The organism is Pseudomonas sp. B1(2018), from assembly GCF_003097365.1.
In the GTDB taxonomy this organism is placed as follows: domain Bacteria; phylum Pseudomonadota; class Gammaproteobacteria; order Pseudomonadales; family Pseudomonadaceae; genus Aquipseudomonas; species Aquipseudomonas laurylsulfatiphila.
In genome coordinates this window covers 314,232-335,607 of sequence record NZ_PYUK01000007.1, presented here as the reverse complement: position 1 = coordinate 335,607, position 21,376 = coordinate 314,232, and the positions used below count along the sequence as shown (strand labels likewise).

General features: G+C 61.6%; 15 protein-coding genes. 6 read left to right on the top strand and 9 right to left on the bottom strand.

The window, feature by feature from the left end; genetic code table 11:
- Positions 1-569: 569 nt before the first annotated feature.
- A complete protein-coding gene (locus C9422_RS14100; RefSeq protein WP_116581072.1) occupies positions 570-830 on the bottom strand; it encodes a DUF6429 family protein in 261 nt (86 codons plus the stop codon).
- A 635-nt stretch (positions 831-1,465) separates the two neighbouring features.
- Here C9422_RS14100 and C9422_RS14095 point away from each other — a divergent pair.
- The 5 genes from C9422_RS14095 (at position 1,466) to C9422_RS14075 (ending at position 7,918) form a co-directional block, all read left to right on the top strand.
- The gene (locus tag C9422_RS14095; RefSeq protein WP_056855147.1) at positions 1,466-1,942 is read left to right on the top strand and encodes a formate dehydrogenase subunit gamma; all 477 of its coding nucleotides are present in this window, start codon (positions 1,466-1,468) and stop codon (positions 1,940-1,942) included.
- Positions 1,942-3,501, top strand: a complete 1,560-nt coding sequence (locus tag C9422_RS14090; protein ID WP_116581064.1) for an NADH-quinone oxidoreductase subunit NuoF — start codon at positions 1,942-1,944, stop codon at positions 3,499-3,501. Before C9422_RS14095 ends, C9422_RS14090 begins: the two co-directional genes overlap by 1 nt.
- The gene (gene fdhF / locus C9422_RS14085; protein WP_116581063.1) at positions 3,498-6,380 is read left to right on the top strand and encodes a formate dehydrogenase subunit alpha; all 2,883 of its coding nucleotides are present in this window, start codon (positions 3,498-3,500) and stop codon (positions 6,378-6,380) included. The genes C9422_RS14090 and fdhF overlap by 4 nt, the downstream gene beginning before the upstream one ends.
- Positions 6,377-6,598 (top strand): formate dehydrogenase subunit delta, encoded by a 222-nt coding sequence (locus tag C9422_RS14080; RefSeq protein WP_116581062.1) that lies wholly within the window; start codon positions 6,377-6,379, stop codon positions 6,596-6,598. Before fdhF ends, C9422_RS14080 begins: the two co-directional genes overlap by 4 nt.
- Before the next feature lie 279 nt (positions 6,599-6,877).
- Positions 6,878-7,918, top strand: coding sequence for a DMT family transporter (locus C9422_RS14075; protein ID WP_007971954.1), 1,041 nt, complete (start codon positions 6,878-6,880; stop codon positions 7,916-7,918).
- Between the two features lie 27 nt (positions 7,919-7,945).
- Here C9422_RS14075 and C9422_RS14070 read toward each other — a convergent pair whose 3' ends face one another.
- From C9422_RS14070 to C9422_RS14035, 8 genes are all read right to left on the bottom strand, one after another.
- On the bottom strand, positions 7,946-8,293 hold the full coding sequence (locus tag C9422_RS14070; protein ID WP_116581061.1) for a potassium channel family protein: 348 nt from the start codon (positions 8,291-8,293) through the stop codon (positions 7,946-7,948).
- 288 nt (positions 8,294-8,581) lie between these two features.
- Positions 8,582-10,225 (bottom strand): fatty acid--CoA ligase, encoded by a 1,644-nt coding sequence (locus C9422_RS14065; RefSeq protein WP_116581060.1) that lies wholly within the window; start codon positions 10,223-10,225, stop codon positions 8,582-8,584.
- A 23-nt stretch (positions 10,226-10,248) separates the two neighbouring features.
- Positions 10,249-12,027, bottom strand: coding sequence for an acyl-CoA dehydrogenase C-terminal domain-containing protein (locus C9422_RS14060; protein ID WP_116581059.1), 1,779 nt, complete (start codon positions 12,025-12,027; stop codon positions 10,249-10,251).
- Positions 12,028-12,033: 6 nt separating this feature from the next.
- Positions 12,034-14,553, bottom strand: a complete 2,520-nt coding sequence (locus C9422_RS14055) for an RND family transporter (RefSeq protein ID WP_116581058.1) — start codon at positions 14,551-14,553, stop codon at positions 12,034-12,036.
- A 16-nt stretch (positions 14,554-14,569) separates the two neighbouring features.
- On the bottom strand, positions 14,570-15,661 hold the full coding sequence (locus C9422_RS14050) for a YCF48-related protein (protein WP_116581057.1): 1,092 nt from the start codon (positions 15,659-15,661) through the stop codon (positions 14,570-14,572).
- A gap of 192 nt (positions 15,662-15,853) precedes the next feature.
- Positions 15,854-17,212 carry a DUF1329 domain-containing protein gene (locus C9422_RS14045; protein WP_116581056.1) on the bottom strand — a complete coding sequence of 453 codons (1,359 nt, stop codon included), beginning with the start codon at positions 17,210-17,212 and terminating at the stop codon, positions 15,854-15,856.
- A 41-nt stretch (positions 17,213-17,253) separates the two neighbouring features.
- Positions 17,254-19,257: a DUF1302 domain-containing protein gene (locus tag C9422_RS14040; protein WP_116581055.1), complete on the bottom strand. Its 2,004-nt coding sequence runs from the start codon at positions 19,255-19,257 to the stop codon at positions 17,254-17,256.
- A 123-nt stretch (positions 19,258-19,380) separates the two neighbouring features.
- The gene (locus tag C9422_RS14035) at positions 19,381-19,947 is read right to left on the bottom strand and encodes an alpha/beta hydrolase (RefSeq protein WP_116581054.1); all 567 of its coding nucleotides are present in this window, start codon (positions 19,945-19,947) and stop codon (positions 19,381-19,383) included.
- Positions 19,948-20,301: 354 nt separating this feature from the next.
- Between C9422_RS14035 and C9422_RS14030 the strand changes: the two genes are divergently transcribed.
- Positions 20,302-21,354 carry an AraC family transcriptional regulator gene (locus C9422_RS14030; protein ID WP_007971971.1) on the top strand — a complete coding sequence of 351 codons (1,053 nt, stop codon included), beginning with the start codon at positions 20,302-20,304 and terminating at the stop codon, positions 21,352-21,354.
- The last annotated feature ends 22 nt before the right edge of the window (positions 21,355-21,376 follow it).

Here is a 21,376-nt window from a genome sequence, read left to right as displayed (position 1 = left end):
GCTCAGCAATCGTTGGTTACATCTTTGATTTCTCGCGGAGTAACTTGTGATGCTGATAATCTGTTGACTAGCAGTCTGACTCCACAAGCACCCACACGAATTGCTTGATTCAGTTGTTAAAGAGCGGCTGGTCAAGATCTTTCGTCTCAACCGAGGCGTGCACTATACAGCACACGCTCTCAAATAACACCCTTAAAAGCGCATGATTTTTTTAACAAAATCAATTACTTAAGCCAAACTCAGCATCGAACTGCTCGTTAGCGGGAGGCGAATAATACAGGATTAAAACACGTGGTCAACCCCCGTCTAAAAATTCTTTTCCCTACCTAAAGAGCCTGGGTTGCCACTATGAAAACTTCCAAGGTCCGAACAAAACATCAGGGCAGCAGAGTACCCAGACCACGTCGTCACTAAATCGCCCCTTATTTCGTAGACGCTGACTGACCGCTTTTGGCTGTGGATTGCTGCCTGTCGCGACAGGCTGAAAACAACCCAGGCTGAGTGGGGGGACTGAATGGGGATGCATTTATTTTCGATATCAATCCAACCATCGTGACCGCAGTATGAAGTCAGGTATCAGAGCTCGACTCAAGCTCGCCTTGAGTTTTCACGCCGAACAATTGGTCGGCTATCCACCGACCTCGCTCCAGCCCTTCCTCCGTTAACCAAATTGATTTGTTCCTGCTCACCGGATTACTGATGAAACCATGTTCATGCAATCGGTTCATGGTCTCGAAGTCGAACCCTTTCCAAGCGTTGCCGCTGTCGAAACTGAAGGTTGCCAAAAGGGCAAGCACGGCGTCTTCAATGAGTTTGTCGTCGTATTCCATGATCATTGCTCCACTCATGATCAATAGCTGTCGTCGACTCTATGGTGAGCGTTCCATCCCCGCAGACATCCATGAAATTATAATAGTGCGCTCAGCCAGGCGGCACGGGTTAGCAGGCCCACGGCTTTTGCATCCAGCTTTTCAACTGAGCAGGTATCGCCAGGCAACTGATCCAGCATTGATGCTGTCTGGGCTGGCGCTTTCGCGGGCAAGCCCGCTCCCACAAGGTTGTGTAGCGGCATAGGTCAACGCATCTGCTCCGTAAAACGGCCCTTGGTTCTGATGCTTTTTCTCTCCCGTATTGCTTGTTATACATCATTCATCGACCGGCCCTCCGGGCATTAGGCCAGTGTGTGAACGCCCCGTGCGGCACTCATCTAGACTTAATGGATAGTCGTAGGCAGAACCGAGCACGTCGCTTTGGTGCAGGTCGATCAATAGCGGCGTGGCAAGCTGCCCTTTATGCCCAGTAGAGGTGCGGCGAAGACCGTGCCGGGCACAACAAGATGCCCGCTCAGGGTGCCCTGGCCAACGGCCAAATTGCCACGATACCGTGACGTGGTGTGAGTGCCGCAGCCGACACTTTCGGACGACCGACGACCTTCTGGTTTGTCCGTGACCGTGAGGATTGCTGAATGCCTGATGAGATGTTGCACCTGCCTGTGGTCAACAGTTTGCTGGAGCGCCACAAGGGCTCTGCGGGTGCGCTGTTGCCCATTCTTCATGATATTCAGGAGCGTATCGGTTACGTCCCCGATGTCGCCGTCCCCGAGATTGCCCATGCCCTGAACCTGAGCCAGGCCGAGGTTCGTGGGGTGATCAGTTTTTACCATGACTTCCGTACCGCGCCGCCCGCGCGGCATATCCTGCGGCTGTGCCGGGCCGAGTCGTGCAAGAGCCGTGGTGCCGAGCAGTTGGCCGCGCAGTTGCGTGAGCGTCTGCAACTGGATGATCACGGCAGCAGCGCCGATGGCAGCATCAGTTTACGGCCGGTGTATTGCCTTGGTGCTTGTGCCTGTTCGCCCGCGTTGGAACTGGATGGCCGGGTGCATGCGCGGCTCAGTGCCGAGCGTCTGGATGCCTTGCTCGACGCTTGCCGGGAGGACGCGTGATGCCAGCTTTCTATGTGTCTGGTGATTCGGTTGCCCGTGCCGTGGGTGCAGAAGATGTTGTGGTAGCTCTTATCACCCATGCCCGGGGACGCGTTGTGCCGCTGGAGATAAAACGCACCAGCTCGCGGGGCCTTTACTGGCTGGAACCACTGCTGGAAGTGGACACGCCGCAAGGCCGTTTCGGCTTCGGTCCGCTGACAGATGCTGATGTGCCGTCTGTGCTCGAAGCGCTCAAAGGCGACCCGTCTTCTCATCCACTGGCCCTGGGCCTGGTGGAAGAGTTGCCCTATCTGAAAACTCAGCAGCGCCTGTTGTTCGCCCGCGCTGGCATCACCCAGCCGCTACACATCGACGATTACCAGGATCATGGCGGTTTCGAGGGTTTGAAAAGAGCCATCGCCATCGGAGGCGAACAGACTGCGACTGAGGTGTTCGATTCCGGTCTGCGTGGCCGAGGCGGTGCAGCCTTCCCCGCTGGGATCAAATGGCGCACGGTGCGCGCTACCGAAGCCACGCAAAAGTATATCGTGTGCAACGCCGACGAAGGCGACTCCGGCACTTTCGCCGACCGTATGTTGATGGAAGGCGACCCCTTCCTGCTGATCGAAGGCATGGCCATTGCTGGCCTGTGCGTCGGCGCCACCTATGGCTACATCTATGTGCGCTCGGAATATCCGGATGCCGTGATCATCCTGCGCAACGCGCTGCAGATTGCCCGGGAGAACGGTTACCTCGGCGCCAATGTTGGCGGCAGCGGTCAGGCCTTTGATATGGAAGTGCGCGTCGGTGCCGGTGCGTACATCTGCGGTGAAGAAACCGCGCTGCTGGACTCCCTCGAAGGCAAGCGCGGGATCGTCCGCGCCAAGCCGCCGATCCCTGCCTTGAAGGGCCTGTTTGGCCAGCCGACGCTGGTGCACAACGTGCTGACCCTGGCCTCGGTGCCGCTGATTCTGGCCAAGGGTGCGCAGTTCTATCGTGATTACGGTATGGGCCGTTCCCTGGGCACCATGCCCTTCCAGTTGGCGGGCAATATTCGTCATGGCGGGCTGGTGGAACGGGCTTTTGGCCTGTCGCTGCGGGAGCTGGTGGAAGACTACGGCGGAGGTACCGCCAGTGGCCGGCCGCTAAAGGCTGCGCAGGTGGGCGGCCCGCTCGGCGCCTGGGTGCCGCCGTCGCAATTCGACACGCCGCTGGATTACGAAGCCTTCGCCGCCATCGGCGCGATGCTCGGTCACGGTGGTGTGGTGGTGGCGGACGACTCATTGGACATGGCCCACATGGCGCGTTTCGCGATGGAGTTCTGCGCCGAGGAATCCTGTGGCAAATGCACGCCGTGCCGCATCGGCTCGACCCGGGGCGTCGAGGTGATCGACCGCCTGCTGGCCGCGCCTGACCAGAGCGGTCGCGATGAGCAGGTGATCATCCTCAAGGACCTGTGCGACACCCTGCAATACGGTTCGCTATGTGCGTTGGGCGGCATGGTTTCCTTTCCGGTCGCCAGCGCCCTCAAGCACTTCCCCGCCGACTTCGGCTTGCAGCCCTCGGAGGCCGAGCAATGATTACTCTCTTCGACCCGAACACCGATATCGATCTGGGCACCCCTGCCCGTGAGAGCCAGGTGCAAGTCACCCTGAGCATCGACGGTCGCAGCATCAGCGTGCCCGAAGGCACCTCGGTGATGCGCGCCGCCGCGCTGCTGGGCACCACCATTCCAAAACTCTGTGCCACCGACAGCCTGGAAGCCTTCGGCTCCTGCCGCATGTGCCTGGTGGAGATCGACGGCATGCGCGGTTATCCGGCGTCCTGCACCACGCCGGTCACTGAAGGCATGAGCGTACACACCCAGACGCCGAAGCTCGCGACCCTGCGCCGTAACGTCATGGAGTTGTACATCTCCGATCACCCGCTGGACTGCCTGACCTGCTCGGCCAACGGCAACTGCGAGCTGCAAACCGTGGCCGGTCAGGTCGGCCTGCGGGAGGTGCGTTACGGCTATGAAGGCGACAACCATCTGGCCGATGTGAAGGACACGTCCAACCCGTATTTCGACTACGACCCGAGCAAGTGCATCGTCTGCAACCGCTGCGTGCGCGCCTGCGAAGAAACCCAGGGCACCTTTGCCCTGACCATTACCGGGCGCGGTTTTGAATCCCGCGTGGCCGCCGCCGGTGGGGATAACTTCCTCGACTCGGAATGCGTGTCCTGCGGCGCCTGTGTACAAGCCTGCCCTACTGCGACCCTGATGGAAAAAAGCGTGGTGGAACTCGGCCAGCCCGAACGCAGCGTGATCACCACCTGTGCCTACTGCGGCGTGGGCTGCTCGTTCCGCGCCGAGATGAAAGGCGACCAGCTGGTGCGCATGGTTCCGGACAAGAACGGCCAGGCCAACCACGGCCACTCCTGCGTCAAGGGGCGCTTTGCCTGGGGCTACGCCACCCACCCGGATCGCATCACCAAACCGATGATCCGCAAGCACATCAACGACCCGTGGCAGGAAGTCAGCTGGGATGAAGCGGTGACCTACGCCGCCAGCGAATTCCGCCGGCTGCAGCAGAAATATGGCCGCGACTCCATTGGTGGCATCACCTCCAGCCGCTGCACCAACGAAGAAACCTACCTGGTGCAAAAACTGGTGCGCGCCGCGTTCGGCAACAACAACGTCGACACCTGTGCGCGGGTTTGCCACTCGCCGACCGGTTATGGCTTGAAACAAACGTTGGGCGAGTCCGCCGGTACCCAGAGTTTCGACTCGGTGATGCAGGCCGACGTGATCCTGGTGATGGGCGCCAACCCCAGCGACGCCCACCCGGTGTTCGCCTCCCAACTCAAACGGCGTCTGCGTGAAGGCGCGCGGCTGATCGTCATCGATCCACGACGCATTGATCTGGTGGACTCGGTGCACGCCCGCGCCGAATACCATTTGGCCCTGCGCCCGGGCACCAACGTCGCCATGCTCAACGCGCTGGCTCATGTCATCGTCACCGAAGGCTTGCTCAATCAGGCCTTTATCGACGCCCGTTGTGAGGGCAGCGATTTCGCGACCTGGAGTGAGTTCGTCAGCCGTGCGGAAAACTCGCCGGAAGCCCTTAGCCCTGTCTGCGGTGTCCCCGCTGCCGACATCCGTGCGGCTGCGCGCCTGTATGCCACCGGTGGCAATGCGGCGATCTACTACGGTTTGGGCGTCACCGAACACAGTCAGGGCAGTACTTCGGTGATGGGCATCGCCAACCTCGCGATGGCCACCGGCAACATCGGCCGCGAAGGCGTGGGCGTAAACCCGTTGCGGGGGCAGAACAACGTGCAGGGATCCTGCGACATGGGCTCCTTCCCCCATGAGTTGCCTGGCTACCGACACATTTCCAACGAGGTGGTACGGGCGCAGTTCGAACAGGCGTGGAACGTCACCCTGCAACCCGACCCGGGCCTGCGCATTCCCAACATGTTCGAGTCGGCCCTGGCAGGCAGTTTCAAGGGTCTGTATTGCCAGGGCGAAGACATCGCCCAGAGCGATCCGAATACCCAGCACGTCACCGCCGCTTTGTCGGCCATGGAGTGCGTGGTGGTGCAGGATATTTTCCTCAACGAAACCGCCAAGTTCGCTCATGTGTTCCTGCCGGGCAGTTCGTTCCTGGAAAAGGACGGCACCTTCACCAACGCCGAACGGCGCATCTCCCGGGTGCGCAAGGTCATGGACCCGCTGGGCGGTAAGGCCGACTGGGAAGGCACCGTGGCCCTGGCCAATGCCCTGGGTTACCCGATGAACTACAAACATCCGTCGGAAATCATGGATGAAATCGCCAGCCTGACGCCGACCTTCACCAACGTCAGCTATGCCGAACTGGACCGCCACGGCAGCCTGCAATGGCCGTGCAACGCCGAGGCGCCGGACGGTACGCCGACCATGCACATCGAGGAGTTCGTGCGCGGCAAGGGGCGTTTCATGCTCACCGGCTACGTGCCCACCGAGGAGAAGGTCAACACTCGCTATCCGCTGCTGCTGACCACCGGGCGCATCCTCAGCCAGTACAACGTCGGCGCCCAGACCCGGCGCACCGACAACGTGGCCTGGCACGACGAAGACCGCCTGGAAATCCACCCGACCGACGCCGAGAGCCGTGGCATCAACGAAGGAGACTGGGTCGGCATCGGCAGCCGCGCCGGGCAGACCGTGCTGCGTGCGCGGATCACCGAACGGGTCGCCCCGGGCGTGGTGTACACCACTTTCCACTTCCCGGAATCGGGGGCCAACGTGATCACCACCGACAACTCCGACTGGGCCACCAACTGTCCGGAGTACAAGGTCACGGCCGTGGAAGTCAGCCGCGTGTATCACCCTTCGGAGTGGCAGAAGCGCTTCCAGGAGTTCAGCGAAGAACAGGACCGTTTGCTCAAGGATCGCCGCCACGCCCGTGGTGATAAAGCCGAGGTGCGCCGATGAGTACTGACAACCTGATCAAGATGGCCAACCAGATCGCCCAGTACTTCGCCAGCCAGCCGGACCAGCAACAGGCGGTGCTCAGCGTGCGCAATCATCTGCAGATGTACTGGGCACCGAGCATGCGCAAGGAATTACTTGCCTGGCAGACGGAGCACCAGGGGGCGGATTTGCACCCGCTGGTGCAGGCGGCGGTGAGTGGGGCGGGTTGGGAGGCTTAGTCGGAAGGAGCCCGGATGAATACCTGTGGGAGCGGGCTTGCTCGCGAAGGCGTCAGTCCAGACAACATTGATGTTGAATGTACTGGCCCCTTCGCGAGCAAGCCCGCTCCCACAGGGTTATGTGTTGGGGTCGAGATTCAGGTTAGCCTTGAAGTGATCGGGGGCTTTCAATGATTCACGGCAGGTGTCGGGAAATCATCGCGGGCAGGCCACAAGCGCTCATTTCCTGCACTGAGCGTATCCTGTTCACGACTATCGTCCCTGAGCCCCGGAACCACCATGACCAAAAGCATTCTCTACGCCCTGGGCGCTGCGGCCCTGTTCGGCGCCAGCACGCCCTTGGCCAAGTGGCTAGGCTTGAATGTGTCCCCCCTCCTCCTCGCCGGCCTGCTTTACCTGGGCAGTGGCGTCGGGCTGACGCTAACCCGCCTGATCCGTGATCGTGGCTGGCAGCCGACAGGCCTGACAGCCCCTGAATGGCCATGGTTCATCGGGGCCATTGTGTTCGGTGGCGTTCTGGGGCCGGTTGCATTGATGTTTGGACTGACCCTCACCTCTGGCACCACCGCATCACTGTTGCTGAACCTGGAAGCCGTGTTGACCGCACTGATGGCCTGGGTGGTGTTCAGGGAGAACGCAGACCGGCGCATTGTTGCGGGGATGATCGCCATTGTCGCCGGGGGCGTATTGTTGGCGTGGCCTCGCACTTCGGCAGAGGTTCATGGCTGGTTGGGGCCTGTCGCGGTGGCGCTGGCCTGTTTTTGCTGGGCCATTGATAACAACCTCACCCGTAAGGTGTCTGCGTCGGATGCGTTGTTTATTGCCGGCACCAAAGGGTTGGTAGCTGGGGTCGTCAATTGCGCACTGGGAATCGCGCTGGGCATGCACCTGCCAGCATGGTCGCTGCTTGGGCCAACCCTGCTGGTGGGCTTTCTGGGGTATGGCGTGAGTCTGGTGCTGTTCGTCCTGGCGTTGCGGGGGCTTGGTACGGCGCGCACTGGGGCTTACTTTTCTACGGCACCGTTCCTGGGAGCCGCGATAGCGATCCTGTTTTTCGGTGAAGCCGTGACGTGGGTGTTTTGGATCGCTGCCGGCCTGATGGGGCTTGGGGTCTGGATTCATCTGACCGAGAGTCACTCACACGAGCATCGGCACGAACCGCAAATCCATGACCACAAACACGTCCATGATGAGCATCATCAGCATGAACACGACTTTGAGTGGAATGGTGAGCAACCCCATAGCCATGTGCACCAACACTCACCGATCGTCCACAGTCATCCGCACTTTCCCGACATCCATCACCGACACTCGCATTGAGCCCCGGAGGCTGTGGCCATCACGTCCTTACTCGACGTCCTTCTGCCGTGACGCCGTCACCGTCACTTCAATCGCCCGGACACTGATCGCCGCGAATGTCGCCGTCATCAGCACCCCATTGAACCCCAGCAGGATCGCCAGTACCCGAGACACGGCCAGTTTGGGCACCAGTTCTCCGTAGCCGATGGTCAGGCCGGTCACGAAGGCGAAGTAGACGCCGTCATACGGGCTCCACCCTTCCAGTTGGGCGATGATGAGGCCGAACGCGATGATCACCAGCAGCAGTATCGAGAAGATCGGCCACACCACTTTGAAGTAGAACCAGACGGCCTTGTAGAACTCGTGGCGGACGTTTGATGCACGGGTGAGGTTCATGTCGTGGGCTTCCTGGGGTTTGACTGATGCACAGCGGTTCAATACCCCGTTCAGCTTGGCACAAGCGCTGAAAACTGCGACCAATGGGGCGTTATCTCTGGCCAGGACTATGACAAAGATGACGCCAAGCGGGCTATCCGGAAACCGCCCGGCGCCGGTGGATTCCTGTAGGAGCGAGCCTGCTCGCGATGGTCGTCAACGATAACGCGTGCTTCCTGTTTAAACGCGGCGCGCTCCAGTCCATCGCGAGCAAGCTCGCTCCCACAACAACAGTGCCAGGTTTATCCCTCAGTTCACTTCCGTTTCCCGGATCAGCTTCTTGTTGATCTTGCCAACACTGGTCTTGGGGATTTCGGCAACGAACTTGAACTGCTTGGGGATCGACCATTTGTTGATGCGGCCGCCGTCGACGAAGGCTTGCAGGTGCGTCTCCAGAATCTTGCGGTCCAGGTATTGCCCCGGCTCGCACACCACCATTGCCATGGGCCGTTCGCCCCACTGCTCATCGACAATGCCCACCACCGCGACGGACATGACGCCCGGGTGTTCGCTGATCAGGCTTTCCAGTTCCAGGGAGCTGATCCACTCGCCGCCGGTCTTGATCACGTCCTTGATGCGATCCTTGATTTCCACGCCGCCCTGTTGGTCGATCGAGGCCATGTCGCCGGTGTGCAGCCAGCCGTTGTGCCACAGCTCCGCACCTTTGTCCGGGGCTTTCAGATAGCCCTGGGTCAGCCACGGTGCGCGCACCACGATCTCGCCCAGGGACTCGCCGTCATGGGCCACGTCGTTGCCTTCGGCGTCGATGATCTTCAGGTCGACCAGCGGCACCGGTGTGCCGGTCTTGATGCGGATCGGCAACTGGGCTTCGGCAGATAGCTGAAGGTCCTCGTCGCGCAGGTAGGTCAGGCACAGCAACGGGCAGGTTTCCGACATGCCGTAGCCGGCGTGCACCACCATGCCTTTGGCGCTGGCTTCACTGGCGATGCCAAGCGTCAGCGCACTGCCGCCCAGGAGCATTTTCCAGCCGTCGAAACGGGTCACCTTGCCTTGCTCACAGTTGAGGATCATCTGCAGGATGGTCGGCACGCAGTGGGAGAAAGTCACCTTCTCTTCGCGGTACAGCTTGACCAGGCTGTTGGGTTCGTAGCGGCCCGGGTAGACCTGCTTGATGCCCATCAGCGTCGCGACATACGGCACGCCCCACGCATGCACGTGGAACATCGGCGTGATCGGCATGTACACATCGTCGGAACGCAGCAGCGGCTGGCCTTGATAGACGCCCAGGGTGCCGACGGCATTCAGGGTGTGCAGCACCAGTTGCCGATGGCTGAAGTACACGCCTTTCGGGTCGCCGGTGGTGCCGGTGGTGTAGAACAGCGTGGCGACCGAGTTCTCGTCGAAATCCGGGAAGTCGTACTGGTCCGGGGCCAGGGACAGCAACTGCTCGTACTCACCGAGCACCGGCAGCGAGGTCGCGGTCGCCTCGTCATCGGTGAGCTGCAGGTAGCCTTTTACCGTTTCCAGCCGTCCGTGGATCTGTTCGACCAAGGGCAGGAAGTCGTCATGCACCAGCACCAGGTCATCCTCGGCGTGGTTCATGGTGAACAGCACCTGCTCCGGCGACAGACGAATGTTCACCGTGTGCAGCACCGCGCCGATCATCGGCACGGCGAAGAAGCATTCCAGGTAGCGGTGGCTGTCCCAGTCGAGCAAGGCCACGGTGTCACCGGCCTTGACCCCGGCCGCCGTCAGCGCATTGGCCAGGCGGCGGATGCGCTGGTTGAGCGTCTGGTAGCTGTAGCGCAGTTTGTCGGCGTAGACGATTTCCCGGCCCGGCTCGTAACGCACGCCGGACAGCAGCAATTGCTTGATCAGCAAGGGATAGGCATAAGCGCCGTCGGCGGGCGGGATTATTTTTGTTTTCAGCATGGTTGGAGTTCCTTGTCCTTCGATCAGAACTGATCGGCTTTCAGCTCGTAGAGGCAGTCACTACCGGCCTTGACCGATGCGCTCAACGAGTGGATACGCGGCAGCAACCGGGCGAAGTAGAAACGCGCGGTGGCCAGTTTGCTGGTGTAGAAGTCGTCTTCGGCATCCCCGCTGATGACGGCCTTGGCCATGCGCGCCCACATGTAGGCGTATGCGGTGTAGCCAAACACGTGCAGGTACTCGACCGAGGCCGCGCCGATTTCATTCGGGTTGCCCTGGGCCCGGTCCAGCAGCCACGCGGTCAGCTCGTCGAGGGTGTCCACGGCGGCATTCAGCGGCTTGGTGAACTCGTCGAGGTCGGCACTGGCGTTAGCGGTAAAGTTGCGGATTTCCGAGGCGAACAAGCGGTAGAGCGCCCCGCCGCTGCCGACGATCTTGCGCCCGGCCAGGTCCAGGGACTGGATGCCGTTGGTGCCTTCGTAGATCTGGGTGATGCGCACGTCGCGCACCAATTGCTCCTGGCCCCACTCGCGGATGTAGCCGTGGCCGCCGAAGACCATCTGACCGTGCAAGGTGGTTTCCAGCCCCATGTCGGTGAGGAATGCCTTGGCCACCGGGGTCAGCAGCGCCACCAATTCCTGCGCGCGATTGCGCGTGACTTCGTCTTCGCTGTACCTGGCCGTGTCCAGTTGCAACGCGACGTAGCTGGAGAACGCACGGCCGCCTTCGTTCAAGGCTTTCATGGTCAACAGCATGCGGCGCACGTCCGGGTGCACGATGATCGGGTCGGCGGCCTTATCCTTGTTCTGCGCACCGGTCGGCGCACGGCTTTGCAGGCGGTCGCGGGCGTAGGCGACAGCGTTCTGGTAGGAACGCTCGCCCTGGGCCAGGCCCTGGATGCCCACACCCAGACGTTCGTAGTTCATCATGGTGAACATCGCCGCCAGGCCTTTGTTCGGCGCGTCGACGATCCAGCCGGTGGCGCCATCGAAGTTCATCACGCAGGTGGCGGAGGCCTTGATGCCCATTTTGTGTTCGATGGAGCCACACGACAGCGCATTGTTTTCACCCAGCGAACCGTCGGCGTTGACCAGCACCTTGGGCACCAGGAACAGCGAGATGCCCTTCGGCCCCGCCGGTGCATCCGGCAGGCGCGCCAGTACCAGGTGGATGATGTTCTCGGTCAGGTCGTGGTCGCCGCCGGTGATGAAGATCTTGCTGCCGCTGACCTTGTAACTGCCATCGGCCTGGGGTTCGGCCTTGGTGCGAATCAGGCCCAGGTCGGTACCGGCGTGGGCTTCGGTCAGGCACATCGAACCGGTCCAGGTGCCGGCGTACATGTTCGGCAGATAGCGTTGCTTGAGCTCTTCGCTGGCATGGGCCTTGATCGACAGGCAGGCACCGGCGGTCAGCATCGGGTACAGGCCGAACGACAGGCTGGCCGAGTTGACCATCTCTTCGACCTGAGCCGAAATCGCCTTGGGCATGCCCATGCCGCCGTACTGCGGATCACCGCCGACACCGACCCAACCGCCCTCGGCGAAGGCTTGATAGGCCCCGGCAAAACCCTCTGGCGCGGTGACCGAACCATTGCTCCAGGTACAACCCTGTTCGTCGGTGGCGCGGTTCAAGGGTGCGATGACTTCGCCAGTGATCTTGCCGGCCTCTTCGAGGATGGCGGCGGCGGTTTCTTCATCGATCACGTCGGCCAGGCCGGGCAAACTGGCCCAGAGCCGGGACACCTGGAAAACCTCGTTGAGTACGAAGCGCATGTCGCGCAGGGGAGCTTTGTATTCAGACATCTTGGCTTACTCGGAAGTGGTCAGGGCATGGGGCATGCCCGGACGTTCAGTGGATTCAGTGTTCTCGGCGGCGGTAGCGGAGCCCGGCTGCGGGGCCCGTTCGCGCAGCAGGAAATACGACAGGGCTGGAATCAGGATCAGCGCACCGAGCATGTTCCACAGGAACATGAAGGTCAGCAGGATGCCCATGTCGGCCTGGAACTTGATCGGCGACCAGACCCAGCACACCACGCCGGCGGCGAGGGTGATGCCCACCAGCCCGACCACCCGGCCGGTGAAGGACACAGCGTTGCGGTAGGCCTGGGACAACGGCAGGCCCTGGCGCTGGAAGTGCAGTTGCACGCTGAGCAGGTACAGGGCGTAGTCCACGCCGATGCCGACGCCGAGGGCGATCACCGGCAGGGTCGCGACTTTCACGCCGATGCCCATGGCCACCATCAAGGCCTCACAGAGGATCGAGGTCAGCACCAGCGGCAACAGCGCCACCAGCGTGGCCCGCCAGCTGCGGAAGGTGATCAGGCAGAACAGCGTTACTGCCGCGTACACGTATAGCAGCATGGTGTGATTGGCTTCACGCACCACGATGTTGGTCGCTGCCTCGATACCGGCGCTGCCGGCGGCGAGCAGGAACTGGCGATCGTCGCTGCTGTTTTCCTTGGCGAATTTGTCAGCGATGGCGACTACCGCATCGAGGGTTTCAGCCTTGTGATCCTTGAGGAACGCGATCACCGGCATCAGCGAGCACTCGGTGTTGAACAGCTCCGGGGAGTTGACCGAGGCTTGCTGCGCGGCGTAGTTGAGCACGTCCTGGTTGCGCTGGATGCTGTTGAGCTTGGGGTTGCCTTCGTAGGTGCCGGCGGTGATCTGTCGTACCGCGTTGACCAGCGAAGCCGTGGCCTGCACACCCGGATACTGTTGCAGTTCCCAGGCCAGGCGGTCGGCGAGCACCAGGGTCTTGTAGTTCAGGCAGCCTTCCGGCGCGGTCTTGATCATCACCGCGAACAGGTCGCTGGACAGCGCGTAATGCTGGGTGATGTAGGCGTTGTCGCGGTTGTAGCGCGAGTCGGCGCGCAACTCCGGCGCACCGCTTTCCAGGTCGCCGATTTTCAGGTTGAGGCTGACCACATAGCCGCCAATGCCCATCAGCACCGCGACCAGCACGGCGCCCGTGGCCCACTTGGCAGTAGTGAAGCGATCGAGCGCGTCCCACAACCGGCCGAAGCCTTTGTGCTTTTCGGCACGGGTATCGATTTTCAGCGCGCGTTCGGCGGCCTTGGTGCCAACACCGACATAGGACAGCGCCACCGGCATCAGCAACAGCGAGGTGAAGATCAGCACCGCGACGCCGATGCTGGCGGTGATCGCCAAATCCTGGATCACCGGGATGTCGATCAGCATCAGCACCGCAAAGCCCACGGCATCGGCCAGCAACGCGGTGACGCCGGCGATGAACAGGCGGCGGAAGGTGTAGCGCGCAGCGATCAGCTTGTGGGTGCCACGGGCGATGTCCTGCATGATGCCGTTCATCTTCTGTGCCGCATGGGACACGCCGATGGCGAAGATCAAAAACGGCACCAGCACCGAGTACGGATCGATGGCGTAGCCGAGCCAGGCGACGATGCCCAGCTGCCAGACCACCGCGACCAGCGAGCAGCCGACCACCAGCAAGGTGCTGCGCACGCAGCGGGTGTAGGCGTAGATGATGGCCAACGAGGTGACCACCGCCAGACCGAAGAACATCATCACCTGGATCAGGCCGTCGATCAGGTCGCCCATGAGTTTGGCGAAGCCGATCACCCGCACCTTGTAATGGCCGGTGCCTTCCACCCCGGACTTACGCGCAGCGCTGTCGCCGGCGTATTCGATCTTGTCGCGCAACTGCTCTTCGAGCATCTGCGAGAACGCGTGGTAGTTGATGCGCTGGCCACCGGCGGCGGCCTTGTCCAGCAGCGGCACGATCAGCATGGTCGACTTGAAGTCGCTGGCCACCAGGCTGCCGACAATGCCGGCACGGGAAATGTTCTGGCGCAGCTGTTCGATCTGCTCAGGCTGCCCTGAATAGGTGTCGGGCATCACCGGGCCACCCTGGAAACCGTCTTCGGTGACTTCGGTCCAGCGCACCGCCGGACTCCACAGCGACTTCATCCAGGCGCGGTCGACGCCTTCGGTGAGGAACAGTTGGTCGTTGACCTGCTTGAGCACGTCGAGGTATTCGGGATCGAAAATATCGCCCTGGGTGTTCTCCACCACCACCCGCACCGAATTGCCCAACCCGCGCAGGGAGGCGCGGTTTTCCAGGAAGTTCTGGATGTACGGCTGGCTCTGCGGAATCATTTTCTCGAAGCTGGGGCGCAGCTCCAGGCGCGTCGCCGCCATGTAGCCGAGCACCACGGTGGCCAGGGCCATCAGCAGCATGAACAGCGGACGGAAGTTGAACACCAGGCGTTCCAGGCGGTTGCCGGAGCGGTGGTCGAAATCACGCACATCTCGGATCACCGGCATGGCGTCTTGTTTGATGTTGCCCATGTCTGGGTTCTCGCTCTTAGGGTTCGAGGGCTGGATCGGCGGACAGCGTCCGGGCACCACGGCTTCCCGCCAGCACCAGTGCGCCGTCGGTGGACTGCGCAGCACCGGCGACCGGCGTCGGTGCCGGTTGCCGCACCAGATGCATCTGCGCGCCCGTCCCCTGGCTGACCAGCATCTGCCCGCCCTGGGTGAACAAGCGATAATTGCCACGGGCATCGATCAGGCCCGCGGTGATGCTGACGTGCAGGCCGCTGTCCAGCGCAGTCCAGCTCTGGCCGCCATCGGTACTGCGCAGCACGTTGCCGCGCAGGCCGTAGACCAGCACTTCGCCGGGCTTGCCGAGCACGCCGAAGAAGCTGCCCTGATACGGCGTCGGCACGGCATTGAAGCGTTGGGCGTTGTCGTCCCACTTGAGCAACAGGCCTTGCTCGCCGGCGATGTACAACCCATCGCCAGTGGAGGCGATGGCGTTGAGGTGAAAGCCCTGTGGGTTGTCGGTGCGGTCCTGGAATGGCGTCCAGGTCTGGCCGCCGTCGTCGGTGCGCAGGATCAGGTTGAACACGCCGACCACATAGCCGGTTTTTTCGTTGGCGAACCAGACGTCGAGCAGCGGTTTGTCCGCGCCCTGATCGACTAGCCTTTGGCCCTCGGTAGCCAGAAGCGGCCATTGCTCGTTGCCCGGCTCGGCCTTGGCCAGCGCCGTGTAATGCTTGATCAGCAATTCGCCGATCTGGCGACCATCGAGTTGCTTTTGCCAGGTCGCGCCGGCGTCGCTGCTGTGCAGCACCACGCCGTCATTGCCGACCGCCCAGCCTTGGGTGGTGGTCGGAAAATTCACCGCAGTGAGGTCGGCACTGGCCGGTACGACGGCCTGCTGCCAGTGGTTTCCCGAATCATCGGAAAACAGAATATGGCCACGCTGGCCGACGGTAATCACGCGCCCGCCGGCGCGGGTCATGCCGGACAACGGGCTGTTGATCGCCAAGGCACTGACCCTGGCGGGCAGGTCCAGCACATCGACGTAATCGGCCGCCTGGGCGATGCCCTGCGACAGGCCGAGCACAACACCGAACGCCAAACGCACAATATTATTTTTATACGAACACATGCTGCGTCCTCTTCGGAAAACCGCGTCGAGGCACACTTGCGTGTGCCAGACGTGCAGGTCATGCCCTTGTAGGAGCGAGCTTGCTCGCGATGGTCGTGAACGATGACGCGTGCTGTCTGGATGCCCGCGTCGCCTTCTGGTCCATCGCGAGCAAGCTCGCTCCTACAGGGTGAGCGTTTGCTTGCGGTTGACTTAGCGAATGCCGGCGCCTGCCAGCGATTCCGAAGACCACTGCGCCTTGGAGAGCGGCTCGATGTACTTGATGCCGCCGTAAGGACCGACCACACCGTTGATGTTGTACGAACCACCCACCAGGTCGTAGATCATGAAGGGCGTCGAATCCGGAACCTGCTTGTCATAGCTCTGGCTCAGGAAGGCGAAGGAACCACGATAGAGCTGACCACGGGCGTCATATTGATCCGAGGCCAGAGCGGTCCAGCTGTCTTCGTCGAGGTAGAAACGGCGCTTGGCGTAGATGTGACGGGCACCGGCCTTGAGGTTGCCTTCGACGACCCACACGCGGTGTTTTTCCCAGCGCACGAAGTCAGGCGACAGGTGATTGGCAGTGGTCAGCGACTTCGGATCCTGGACGTAGGTCAGCTTGTAGGTGTTGTAGGGCACGATCATTTCCTGCTTGCCCACCAGCTTCCAGTCGTAGCGGTCCAGCGCACCGTTGAACACGAACACGTCGTCGTAGGTGCCTGCACCGGCGGTACCCGGGTTAGGCGTGTCGTACGCCAGGCTCGGCGCCAGTTTCACCCGACGCTGACCCGGCAAGTACTGCCAGGCACGACGCGGCTGCTGCAACGGGTTGGCGGCGTCCTTGAGCATGATCGCCTCACCGGCCCGGCGCGCAGGGCCGGTGTATGCCAGCTTCATCTGGTAGTACACGTCGGCGCTGCTGATCGGCTGCGAGAGGTTTTCATAGATCGGGTAGGAGATGTTCGCCTGCCCGGTGGTCGCCAGGCTCGGCACACCGGCGGAGTCAACGTTCCAGGAGTCGTACTTGGAGCTGATGCTGACGCCCTGGTAGCGCAACAGGAAGTTCCACATCGCTTCGTTGCCCGACTGCGGAATCGGGAACGGAATGCCCGGCAGCACGTTGTCGATGGCCAGGCCACCTTCCAGGGACTTGGCGCCGCTGGCGTTCTTCACGCCGTTGTCCAGAATCGCTTGAGGCAGCGAAACGGTGCGGTGCGTCGGGAATACGTCGACACGGAACGTCGGGAAACGCTTGGCCAGTTCTACCGTGGTTGCCGTGAGCAGGCCCTTGTATTGATCGACGTTCTTGCCGTCGATCACCAACAGCGGCTTTTCGCTGGCAAACGGATCCGGGCGCATGCTGTCGCCGGCTTTGAAGCCGGCCGGCGCGGTGGTCAGGCCACCGTTGTAGGCGGGGATGGAGCCATCGGCGTTCCCGGCTTTTTCAGCCCCTACCTGTGTCAGGCTGGTGCCCAGTTTGGCAGCTTCCTGGGCTGAAACAGCGGCCTGTGCCTGGGCGGCAAGGACCATGGCCAGCGAAGCGGCCAACACGGTTTGTACAAATTTCATCTTGTTATTCTCCTGCTTGCATTGAGCAAATCAGTGGTGAATCAGAATGTTGTTTTCATCGTCAGGTACACGGCGCCACGGTCCTCGGTCGTGGCACCCCCTCCGGAGAAGGACGAGTAGCCGCCGGCGTAGCAGGCGTAGTTTTCGTTGCCGCTGAAGGCGTTCGGGGTGGAGCCGTCGCCGCCGTTCGGGCCGGTGCTCACACCGCTGACGTTGCACTTGTCGGTCTGGCCGAAGGAGTCCACGTACTTCAGGTCGACAAAGTATTTGTTGTACACAATGGCGCCGACGCCCACGGCATAGTTGCCGGTGTCCTTGGCACCGCCACCGGAGACCGGCGACACGCCATCGAGACCGACGTTGACGGACATCGGCGCGTTGAGATCGACACCGGGAAACACCTGGTACCAGGTCGGTGTGAAGTTGACTGCCAGGCCCCAGTTGTCACGGGTCGGCGCGTCGATGCCGCGATAGCTGTCCTTGCCCTTGTAGAGCGCTTCGTTCTTGCTATCGAGCTTGAGCAGGTTGCTGTAGTACAGCTCGGCCAGCACGGTGGCCTGATCGAATACCGGGGTTTTCGGCAGGGTCATCAGACCGTTGAGTGTCCAGTGCAAGGTGTCGCCTGTGGCGCTCATGCTGTCGCCACGGCTCGGGGTGTCGTAGACCACACCGGTGGCGTCCGTACGTGCAGGCAGCAAGCCCAGACCTTGACCCAGGCCCAGCGGGCTGCGGGTACTGACGATCGCCGGGATACTGGCCAGCGGCATGTTGTGGCGAACGTTCAGGTCCGAACCGACGCTGATCCCGCCGACATCCTTGGACAGGCTCAGGCCAAGGATCTTGATGTTGTCGGCATAGGCCAGTTGATAGGTGGCGGTGTCCAGCGAATTGAGAGTGTTGATCACCGCCGGCACTTGCCCCGCCGGACGGGTGCCGTTCGGGTTGGCCGAGGTAATGCCCCTGGCGTCCAGATAGGCTTGCGGCAGGATTTCCGAAGTTTCGCGGTAGTAAACGCCGAGGGTGCCATCCAGCCACGCCGGCGACCACTTGGCCATGACGCCCCAGTCGCCGCTGTCATGCGGTGTCAGGTCCTTGCCGCGACGCACATTGGTCAAGGCGTTGCACGGCGCCAGGCCACAACCCAGCGGGCTGCCCGGTACCACGGCGTTGGTGTTGCCCAACAGGAACGATTGCGCGCCGAAGCCGACCAGGTCGGAACCACCGTAATAGGTGCCCGCTTCCGGCAGGCGCGCGGCATCCCAATTGAGGAAATACTGGGCACCCACGGTCAGCTCGGGATTGACGGTGAACGTCATCGACAGCTGGTTACGCGGAACGAACAGTTCCTTGGCTTCGGTACCCGGCGACGCGGCAAGCTTGGCCAGGTCGAGACCGGACTGGCCATAGCTGACCGAGTGCACCGGGTTGAGAATGGTCTCGCCCCAGAACACGTTGTGCTGGCCGGCCTTGACGCTGAACATCGACTCCTCGCCCACTTCGGTGCTGTAGAACACGAAGGCATCGAGGATTTCGCCGGAAGGACCGCTGTAGTAGCGCTGGGCATAGTTGCTCAGGTGCGGGCTGCCGTTGCCGACGTTGTCATGGGTGACCCCGGCCAGGCGCGGGTCGTTGGCAATCAGGCCGGAACGCGCATCGTTGCCGTTGACGAACGGGTTGGAATTGGAGCCGGTGTTGTCATAGGCCTTGTCGTACCAGCTGGCGGCGCTGACGCGAAAACCCATGGCGTTCTTGTAGACCACGTCCATTTCGGTCAACAGGTCGATACGGTTGGTGATGTTGGTGCCGGCCTTGCGGAAGTTGTAGTCGCCGTCGTTGTTGTTCGGCGTTCCCAACATGCGTTTGTCGGCGCTTTCGGTGCGCACGCCGTAGTTGTACTTGATGGTGTTATCCACCCGTACGTTCCAGTCCGGATTCCCCGTCTCGATTTCGGCCCCATGGGCCACCGGTACGCTTGCCGCGAGAATGGCCGAGGCCAGCAAGGTGTAGCGTGGAGCGGTGAAGCCATGACTCTTGTTGTTGTGCATTGCGTTGTCTCCGCCTTTTTGTATTTGTTTTTAGCGCAGCCGCCCTCACGCAAACCTCTTCGGGTTTGCGTTTAAGGAATGAGGGCAAATGCCGGTGGCGTACTGCCAGTCCAGCTCCTTGTACTAGCGGTCCAGCTCCAGGATGAGTGCTTCGGCTTGTGGCCAGTGGCCAAATCCTGCGGCCGGATTGAGGTGACCGACATCGCCCAGATTGAGCAATTCGGCGCCCCAGCCTTCTGCCATGCGGGCGACCGCAGGCAGCGTGGCAAGGTGATCGTTGGTGCTGCCGGCGACGATGCTGCGAAATGGCAGCGGGCCTTGTGGCAGAGGATTCCAGCCCTGGCTACGCAGGGTTTCGGAAGATGGATAGTTTGCCGGCCAGACCGCATCGAGGTCCGGTGGCGCGGCCAGCAAAGCGCCCTTGATCGGACGGCTGTAATGCGCAGCCCAGTGCGCGACCATCAGTACGCCGGCACTGTGGGCCACCAGAATCACCGGCCCGTCGATCTGTTCGAGTTCGTGCTGGATGGCCCGCACGCGAGCCATGCAATCGAGCTTGTCGGTCTCCAGTGGCGGGACGCTACGCACGTTGCTCAGCCTGGCTTGCAGCAACGTTTGCCAATGTTCGGCCACGTGCTCGCGCAGACCTGGAACGATCAGAACGGTGGCGGCAGTTTGCAGTTTGTCCACGGTCAACACCTTCGCTTTCTCGATAACTCGACTGGCTGTTTTCGCCAGGGGCTTTTTGTAGGGTCGACATTAAATTGCGCCCACCCGAAGCGCTTTACATTGGACGTCAGGCACTTTTCTTTTGATGACAAATTGTCGGACACTCGGACGCGTGACCGCCGGTCTAAAAACCCCGCAGGTTGGCGCAAGGTCACTGTAATCAACGGATGAGCGCTGATGGCTCCATGCAGCGTAGAAGATGAGTGAGCGCACAGCATGAAAACCATCAACGACATGACAACTGTTCAACTGTTGATACGCTGGATATAGTCGCCACGCTCACGCCAATCACCACCGGCACAGGGAAGCCCTCGCATGACCAAGCTTGTTCGCGCCGCCGTCTTGACCAACTACCTTGAGGTCACCCAGTACCTGGGTTTCAACCCGCGCGACGTGCTGGCCGCTGTCGGCCTGAGCAGGGCCCAACTGCAAGCCCCTGAACACCGCATCCAGATCGATGCCGCCGTACGCCTGCTGGAAGACTCCGCCACCGCCAGCGGTTGCCAGACCTTCGGCCTGAGCATGGCCGAGTCGCGCCAGCTCTCGGACTTCGGCGTGGTCAGCCTGCTGCTCAGTCACCAGCGCACCCTGCGCGATGCGTTGCAGGTCGTGGTGGATTACCGACACCTGATGAACGACTCGCTGGCCATCTTCATCGAAGAGGCCGGCAAGATGGTGATCATTCGCGAAGAGGTGGTCACCGAAACGCCCATGCCCAGCCGCCAGGCCACGGAGCTGGCCATCGGCGTGATGTTCCGGCTGTGCTCGGCCCTGCTGGGCTCACACTGGCATCCCTACAGCGTCAACTTCATGCACCAGGCACCGGACAACCTGCACCTGCACCGCCGGCTGTTTGGCTGCAAACTGGAGTTCGGCAGCGAGTTCAACGGCATCGTCTGCCCCGACATCAGCCTCGACATGACCAACCCCAACGCCGACCCGGCCATGGCCCGCTACGCCCAGAGCTACCTCGACTCGCTGCAGGGCCACGAAGGCACCTCGATGCTGTTCGAAGTACGCAAGGCCATCTACCTGCTGCTGCCCATGGGGCGCGCCACCATCGAACAGGTCGCCCAGAGCCAGGGCATGAACGTGCGCACCCTGCAACGCCGCCTCAAGGACGACGGCTGCGCCTTCAACGACGTGATCAACGACGTGCGTCGAGACCTGGTGCTGCGTTACCTGGACAACCCGAACTACTCGCTGAGTCGGATTGCCGACATGCTTGGTTATTCGATGGCGAGTTCGTTTACGCGGTGGTTTATCAGCCAGTTCGGGATGCCGCCGGCGACGTGGCGGGCGCAAAAGCAGGGGGCTGCGAAAATGCAGGTGGATGCTGTGGGGCAGGTTGTTCCGAAAGAAACCTGATTCGGTTGGATTACCGATATCC